The organism is Nocardia sp. NPDC049707, from assembly GCF_040674855.1.
In the GTDB taxonomy this organism is placed as follows: Bacteria; Actinomycetota; Actinomycetes; order Mycobacteriales; family Mycobacteriaceae; genus Nocardia.
Map to the genome: position 1 here is coordinate 7,960 of NZ_JBFANN010000081.1, position 7,140 is coordinate 15,099.

The following is a 7,140-nucleotide window of genomic DNA, read 5'->3' on the forward strand; positions in this document are numbered from 1 at the left end:
GCCGTAGCGACTGCTTGCAGGTCGCTCGAAATGGTCGGCAATTTCGAACGAAATACGCGGTTTCCATCCGTTGGCCGTCGACGTACGCTGCGGCACATGGCAATTCATCTGGCGCGTCGAATCTGGCATACTCTCGAACCCATCCACGATGTGGTGTATTTCGGCGCGGACGTCAAGCGGGCCGGAGTCGCGCTGGGACTACGCGGATTCTGGCAGACTTACTTCGCGTTCCGGGCCGCACCGCTGGGGGCGGTTGGCACCGGAGCCGTACTGGCGACCTTCGCCGGATTCCATCCGGACGTGGTGGCCAAGGCGGTGCCGGACGCCTGGGCCAGAACGACGCCGGAGGCATGTCTCGCGGCCCGGCTCGACTTTTCGGTCGGATTGTTGCGCGGAGCCGGAGCCGGTGATGCCGATTGTGCTCGTGCCGCCGAACTGCTCGAACCGGTGGCGCGCACGGCTGATGCGACCGGCCGCCCGCTGTACGCGGCGAATGCGGAATTGCCGCTGTCCGCCGATCCGGTGGCCGCGCTGTGGCAGCTCACCACCACCCTGCGCGAACATCGCGGTGACGGGCATGTGGCGGCCCTGGTCGCCCACGGTCTGACCGGATCGCAGGCGCTGGTGCTGCAGGTCGCGGCCGGTAAGGCGCCCGAATCGGTGATGCGACCCGCGCGCGGCTGGTCGGAGCAGGAATGGTCCGACATCGCCGACGAGTTGCGTGCCAGGGGATTGATCGCCGGCGAATCGATCAGTCCCGAGTTGACCGGCGCGGGTGCCGAATTGCTCGAACGAGTGGAGGCCGACACCGACGAGGCGGCCTGGAACGGCGCCTTGGCGGCGCTGTCGCGGGATGCCATCGCCGAGCTGACCTCCCTGCTCGATCCGTTGACGCGGCGCGTCCAGCAGAGCGTGGTGCCGCCGCTCAATCCGATCGGCATGCCTCGGAGCTGAGCGGTGCACGATTGCTCACAAATCGAAGTTGCCTGTTACCGTCGGTAACGCGATATGAAAGATTCTTGGTGTGAGTTTCACCGATACCGTCGCCATCGCCGCGCGCAATGCCTGGGCGCTGACCTTCGGCCAGGGTGTCGCGGCGCCCGATCCCGCCCCGTCGACGGTGCTGTGGGACGAACCGCATCGGCAGTTGCGCCGCTTCGAAGCTACCGGATCCGTCACTGCCGCAACGGATTCGGCGGTGCTGCTGGTGCCGCCGCTGGCCGCGCCCGCCAGCTGCTTCGATCTGCGGCCGGATCAGAGCGTGGCCCGGTTCCTGCTGGAGACGGGCCGGGCGCCCTACGTCGTCGACTACGGCGCGATCACCTTCGCCGACCGACGGATGGGCTTCGAGACCTGGATCGATGACATCCTGCCCGAGGCGATCCGGCGCACCTGCGCCGACCGCGGCGGCCGTCCGGTCGATCTGGTCGGCTGGTCGATCGGTGGCACCCTCGCGCTGCTGACCGCGGCCGCGCACCCTGAACTGCCGATCCGCTCCATCACCGCGGTCGGTTCGCCGCTGGACTACGACAAGATGACCGGCATTCCCCAGGTGCGCGCGGTGGCCAAGCTGACCGGTGGTATTGCCACCTCGACGGCGGTACGCGCGGCGGGCGGCATTCCGGCCACGCTGACCCGAATCGCCTACCGGGTCACCGCATGGGACCGCGAACTCACCCGTCCCTGGTTCGTCGCGAGCAATATCGCCCGCACCGAAAACCTGGCCAAAATGGAGTCCATCGACCGTTTCATGTCCGAAATGCCGGGCTATCCGGGGCGCTTCTACGGCCAGCTGTGGGGTCGCCTGATCCTGCACAACGACATCGGCCGCGGTGTCGTCGAACTCGGCAAGCGCCGCATCGAGTTAGCCGAGGTGACCGCGCCCGTGCTGTTGGTCGGTGGACCCGCCGATGTCATCACCCCAGCCGCCGCGGTGGCCGCCGGACAGCGCACTCTTACCGGCGCTCGGTCCGTTCGCTACGAAACCGCACCGGGCAGTCACCTCGGCATCCTCACCGCCGAAACCGCGCGCGACACCACCTGGACCTATCTCGATAAGTTCCTGTCCGAGCTGTTCTGAACGACCACCTCCCCGATGTTCGCCGGGATGACAGCGACACGTACCGGGATGACGGTGACACGTAACGGACCCGGACTACGCTGTGTCGACATGGGAGCACAGTCACCTGCAGCGGTAGGGGTTTCGTTGTCCGGTTCGTCCATTTCCGCCGACGATACGGGCGTGACCGACCTGTTCGCGGTGCTGGCCTACGGTGAGATCTCCGCGTTCTACCGGCTGGCCGAGGAGGCCAAGCTCTCGCCGACACTGCGCGGCAAGGTGGCCGTCGCGAAGATGGCCGCCGCCGAGATGCGGCACTTCGGAACCCTGGCGTCCGCGCTGGCCGAACGCGGTGTGGACGTCTTCGATGCGATGGCGCCGTTCGTGCGTGCCCTGGACGCCTACCACAACTCCACCGATCCCTCGACCTGGCTCGAGTCGATGGTCAAGTTCTATGTCGGTGACGGTATCGCCGCCGACTTCTACACCGAGATCGCCGGTGCTCTGTCTCCCGAGGTCGCCGCCGTGGTCCGGGATGTGCTCGCCGAGACCAGTCACTCCGAATTCGTGGTGGAGGAGGTGCGCCGTGCGGTCGCGACGAGCCGCTCCGAGCGCGACCGGCTGACGCTGTGGGGTCGGCGCCTGCTCGGTGAGGCGATCACCCAGGCGCAGTACGTCATGGCCCAGCGCGACGAACTCACCGAGCTGGTGCTCACCGCGACCGGTGACCTCAACGGCATTGCCGCGCTGTTCGAGCGCATGCAGGCCAGTCACGCCGAGCGCATGGCCGTCCTGGGCATCTGATTACTCGTTGACCGCGCCGACCAGTCGCAAGCCCCGCGATTGTGCCTGGGCCTGGTCGGTAAGCCAGACGACGACGCACTGATCCCTATCGGCGTTCAGGGCCTCGAATGCGATATCGATATGGCCGTATTCGGGGTGGTCGAAGCGCATCGTGCCGGAGGTCAGGTCGTCGATATGTTGTGGCTGCCAACGGCTTTCGAACTCCGGATAGGCCAGCAGTGCGTCGATCAGCTCGATCAGGCTGTCCTCGCCCGGCCAGCGGATCGTCGCGCGCCGCAGTGCGGCCGAGAAAATATCGGCCACCTCGTCCCAGTTCCGCAACACCTGCTTGGCGCGCGAATGCGCGAAGGTGAACCAGGCCAGATTCACGACCTCCGGATTATCGAGCAGCCCAACGGGTTTCGCGATGTCCTCCCATGCCGGATTCCAGCCGAGCACATTGAATCGCCGCCCGATCACGAAGGCCGGAGTGGGATGCAGCGCGCGCAGGATGGTCTCGATCGCGGGCGTCGGGTGTTCTGCGACGGATTCGGCGGTGGGGCAGCGGGATTCGTTACTCGAGGCGACGGCGAGCCAACCGAAGTGGTGTCGGTCCTTACCTTCGAGCAGCAGCGCCTGTGCCAGCGCATCGATGACCGCCGGCGACGGATTGGTATCGCGGCCCTGCTCGAGCCGGGCCAAATAGTCGGCGCTCACCCCGGCGCGCACCGCGACCTCTTCACGGCGCAATCCTGGGGTACGGCGGCGACCGCCCTCGGGAAGTCCCACATCCGCGGGCCGCAATTGGGCCCGGCGGGCGATGAGATATTCCGCGAAGGGATTGGGTGCCATACGTTTCATCGTGTCCCGTCCTGGGATGGTTATCCGCGCCCTGACAGGTCCAGGATAACGGCGGTCTGGCTAGCGGACCGCAGTCCGGTCATGGTCTATGGCATGACATCTTCCGCTGAATCCGCCACTGCCACCGCGCTCACCCCGGGTTCCTGGACCCTCGACACGGCGCACTCCCAGGTCGAATTCACCATCCGCCACCTCGGCATCTCCAAGGTCCGCGGCCGCTTCACCAAGTTCGAGACCGACTGCGTGGTCGACGACAAGGGCTTTGCCACCCTCAACGCCACCATCTACCTCGACTCCTTCGATACCGGCAATGCCGCTCGGGACAACCACGTGCGCACCGCCGACTTCCTCGATGTCGCCAACCGCCCTACCCTGAGCTTCCGCGCCGTCGAGCCGGTCCTGATCGCGGAATCGTTCGAGGTCGAGGGCGAGGCCACACTCGGCGGGATCACCAAGCCGTTCACCCTCGATGTCGAGTGGGGCGGTGTCCAGGAGTTCGCCGCGACCGGCGACCGGCATGCCGGATTCTCCGCGACCGGCACCATCCAGCGCACCGAATTCGGCGTCGGCGGCCCGATGCCCGGCATGCTGAGCGATACGGTCAAAGTCGAGCTGGAGATCCAGCTCATCGAGCCCAAGTAGGCATATCCGCCCACGCGGGCTGGCGTTCGCGACAGGCGAACGCCAGCCGCCTGGTCGGTCGACGGCGCTGTCGGGTCCCCGATGTGACCACTGATTTCCCAGGTACATGGGTATCCCCGGGTACGCCCAGAATGAGGGGGTTGTCCAGTCGCCGGTCGCCGACGTGGATTCCGCGGCTCTTAGTGGGGCGCCTGAATACCCCGGGAGGCGGGGGAGCATTAGCCTTGATTTCGACAGCACACAGGACTCTAGGTTCGGAGGTTGGCCGTGGAGGTCAAGATCGGTATTTCGGATAGCCCGCGCGAGCTCGTGATCAATAGCGGGCAGACCCCGGACGAGGTCGAGGCGCTGGTGTCCGGTGCGCTGAGCGGCGAGGGCGGCGTCGTCGCGCTCATCGACGAGAAGGGCCGCAAGTTCCTGATTCAGGCCGCGAAGGTCGCCTACGTCGAGATCGGCGCCGCCACCAGCGGCCGCGTCGGCTTCGCATCGGTCTGAGCCGAACCGCGACGCAACAGCCGAGAGCCCCCGCATTCGCTCGAATGCGGGGGCTCCGTTGTCTGCTCGGTCAGTGGATCGGATGCAGCGGCACGTGCGACAGACCGCCCCACGCCAGCGCGACGGTGGTGTCGACCGCCTCTTCCTTCGGAATCGGCCGATCCGCCTCCAGCCAATACCGGGCGGTGAACTGGCTGGTGCCGACCAGTCCGACCGCGAGGATCCTGGCCCGGTAGGGGTCCAGACCGGAATCGTGGGCGACCAGATCGAAGACCGCGTCCACACACGCCTCGGTGGCCTGCTCGACCCGGCGCTGCACCTGCGGCTCGCTGATCAGATCGGATTCGAAAACCAGTCGGAAGCCCTGCATTTCGTTGTCGACGAAATCAAAATAGGCCTGTACCGCGGCCCGCACGCGCTGGCGGTTGTCGGTGGTCGAGCGCAACGCCTGACGCACACTCGACACCAGCATGTCGACGTAATTCTGCAGCACCGCCAAATAGAGTTCGAGCTTGCTGGCGAAGTGCTGATAGAGCACCGGCTTGCTGACTCCGGCGCACTGCGAGATCTCGTCCATACCGGCAGCGTGGTAGCCGCGTTGAACGAACACCTCACTGGCGGCCGCGAGTAGCTGTTGACGACGCTCGTCGCGCGGAAGCCGGGTACCGCGCTTGGTCGGCGCCATGGCATCAGACGACGTTCTGCGCGACGTCATCCGGTCCACGAGGTCAGTCATTTTCGGCTCTCCCAGTCGATGCCCCGGCAAATTGGGGTGTACACCGGGTATCCCATGAACGATACCCGGTTGTACAACGTCTGCGGATCTGGGCCGCAGATGCAGTCCGGTCGGTGAGATATGTCGCATTACCAGCGACTGCTTGCAGGTCGCTCGAAGGGGTCGGCATCGGGCACGGTGGCGAGGCCGGGCGGGGGTATTGCGCCTTATGAGACGCTGGTTGATGTGACCGACCGACCGGAAAGATCCTCCGGCGGCGGGCGCAGCACGCACCGCCGGACTGGCTCCGCCGCGTCCGGTTCCGTAGTCTCGGGCCCTGTGGAAAGGCCAGGCCCCGAGGTGCGTACGGGCGCAGCCACTCGAAACAGTGTCGCTGCCCGGGACGGCGCCAAGGGTGAGATCGAATGGAGATCCGGTTCGCCACCGAGCGCTACGAACGGTGTCGAGATCTATGACCCCCCCGACTTATGTGAATCACCCGTCGATCGTTCCTATCAACCGCTGCGGGCCCGCTGGGATCCCACCGCCACCGAAGAACAGCGCTCCAGGCGGTCCAGACCCGAGCGCGATACCAAGAAGCAGAGCGCACTCGGTCGCTTCATCCGCACCTATGGCTGGCGTGCTTACGCACTTCCCGTACTTTTCGTGGTGACCGTGCTGGTGATCGTGGACGCGGTGCGCGGGGTCAGCGATCCGGCGGATATGGCAAGCGGTGCACCGGGATTCGGACGATTGAGCCCGCGTGCGGCAACAGCGGGAATCATCGGCGCACCGCCCGGCGACGGCCACTTCCCGACGAATCTGCCGACCGGCGCGCTGCCCGACGGCGGACCGTTCACCGAAACCGGTACGGGCGCATGGCATGTGGTGCCGGGGACCACCGTGCAGGTGGGTACCGGATCGGAGTACCAGTTCAAGTACACCATCGAAATCGAGGACAGCGTAGACACTTCCGGATTCGGCGGGGACGAATCCGTGGCCAAGATGATCGACAGCACCTTGAACAATCCCAAGAGTTGGACGCACGACACCAAATTCGCCTTCCGGCGCATCGATCACGGGGTACCGGACTTCCGTATTTCGCTGGCCTCCCGCGAATCCTCGCGCAAGGCATGCGGTTTCGATATTCCGATCGACTCCTCCTGCTTCAATGCCGATCTGCGTCGGGTGGTGCTTTCGGAGGTGCGCTGGGTCCGCGGTGCGCTGGCCTTCGAGGGTGATATCGGTTCCTATCGGCAGTACCTGGTCAACCACGAGGTCGGCCATGCCATCGGCTATCACCAGCATCAGCCGTGCGAAACCGATGGCGGGCTCGCGCCGGTGATGATGCAGCAGACCTTCGGCACCAAGAACAACGACATCGCGGCCCTCGATCCCGGTGGTGTGGTCCCGATGGACGGTAAGCACTGTCGCTTCAACCCTTGGCCGTATCCACGCGGTTGAGCTGTGTTTGATTGCCGCGCCTGCGGCGCGGCGGGTTCGCGGCCCCCTTCAGTCTCGCGTCCGAGTCGTCGGGTGACCGCGAGATACCAAGTGGCGGTGACCAAGAGCAGCGGGATCGGCT

8 protein-coding genes are annotated in these 7,140 nt (G+C 65.8%); 6 read left to right on the forward strand and 2 right to left on the reverse strand.

All coding sequences use genetic code 11. The annotated features are described in order from the left end of the window. Positions 1–96: 96 nt before the first annotated feature. From AB0J29_RS35890 to AB0J29_RS35900, 3 genes are all read left to right on the forward strand, one after another. The gene (locus AB0J29_RS35890; protein WP_364795477.1) at positions 97–954 is read left to right on the forward strand and encodes a hypothetical protein; all 858 of its coding nucleotides are present in this window, start codon (positions 97–99) and stop codon (positions 952–954) included. Positions 955–1,024: 70 nt separating this feature from the next. Beyond that, positions 1,025–2,080: an alpha/beta fold hydrolase gene (locus AB0J29_RS35895; protein WP_364795479.1), complete on the forward strand. Its 1,056-nt coding sequence runs from the start codon at positions 1,025–1,027 to the stop codon at positions 2,078–2,080. A 90-nt stretch (positions 2,081–2,170) separates the two neighbouring features. Continuing rightward, the gene (locus AB0J29_RS35900) at positions 2,171–2,863 is read left to right on the forward strand and encodes a ferritin-like fold-containing protein (protein WP_364795481.1); all 693 of its coding nucleotides are present in this window, start codon (positions 2,171–2,173) and stop codon (positions 2,861–2,863) included. On the opposite strand, the gene AB0J29_RS35905 is transcribed toward AB0J29_RS35900, so the two are convergent. Further along, the gene (locus tag AB0J29_RS35905) at positions 2,864–3,694 is read right to left on the reverse strand and encodes a helix-turn-helix transcriptional regulator (RefSeq protein ID WP_364795484.1); all 831 of its coding nucleotides are present in this window, start codon (positions 3,692–3,694) and stop codon (positions 2,864–2,866) included. A 102-nt stretch (positions 3,695–3,796) separates the two neighbouring features. Here AB0J29_RS35905 and AB0J29_RS35910 point away from each other — a divergent pair, with 102 nt between their 5' ends. Continuing rightward, positions 3,797–4,345, forward strand: a complete 549-nt coding sequence (locus AB0J29_RS35910; protein ID WP_364795487.1) for a YceI family protein — start codon at positions 3,797–3,799, stop codon at positions 4,343–4,345. Positions 4,346–4,612: 267 nt separating this feature from the next. Further along, entirely contained in the window at positions 4,613–4,840 is a 228-nt protein-coding gene (locus AB0J29_RS35915; RefSeq protein WP_364795489.1) for a DUF3107 domain-containing protein, read from the forward strand. Between the two features lie 70 nt (positions 4,841–4,910). Here AB0J29_RS35915 and AB0J29_RS35920 read toward each other — a convergent pair whose 3' ends face one another. Next, positions 4,911–5,576: a TetR/AcrR family transcriptional regulator gene (locus AB0J29_RS35920; RefSeq protein WP_364795491.1), complete on the reverse strand. Its 666-nt coding sequence runs from the start codon at positions 5,574–5,576 to the stop codon at positions 4,911–4,913. Between the two features lie 447 nt (positions 5,577–6,023). On the opposite strand from AB0J29_RS35920, the gene AB0J29_RS35925 reads away from it, so the two are divergent. Further along, positions 6,024–7,019, forward strand: a complete 996-nt coding sequence (locus tag AB0J29_RS35925; protein ID WP_364795497.1) for a DUF3152 domain-containing protein — start codon at positions 6,024–6,026, stop codon at positions 7,017–7,019. Positions 7,020–7,140 lie beyond the last annotated feature (121 nt).

Excerpts from the sequence above, each read along its gene's own strand:
- AB0J29_RS35890 (WP_364795477.1), top strand. The coding sequence starts at position 97 with ATGGCAATTCATCTGGCGCGTCGAATCTGGCATACTCTCGAACCCATC.
- AB0J29_RS35900 (WP_364795481.1), top strand. The coding sequence starts at position 2,171 with ATGGGAGCACAGTCACCTGCAGCGGTAGGGGTTTCGTTGTCCGGTTCG.
- AB0J29_RS35905 (WP_364795484.1), bottom strand. The coding sequence starts at position 3,694 with ATGGCACCCAATCCCTTCGCGGAATATCTCATCGCCCGCCGGGCCCAA.
- AB0J29_RS35910 (WP_364795487.1), top strand. The coding sequence starts at position 3,797 with ATGACATCTTCCGCTGAATCCGCCACTGCCACCGCGCTCACCCCGGGT.
- AB0J29_RS35920 (WP_364795491.1), bottom strand. The coding sequence starts at position 5,576 with ATGACTGACCTCGTGGACCGGATGACGTCGCGCAGAACGTCGTCTGAT.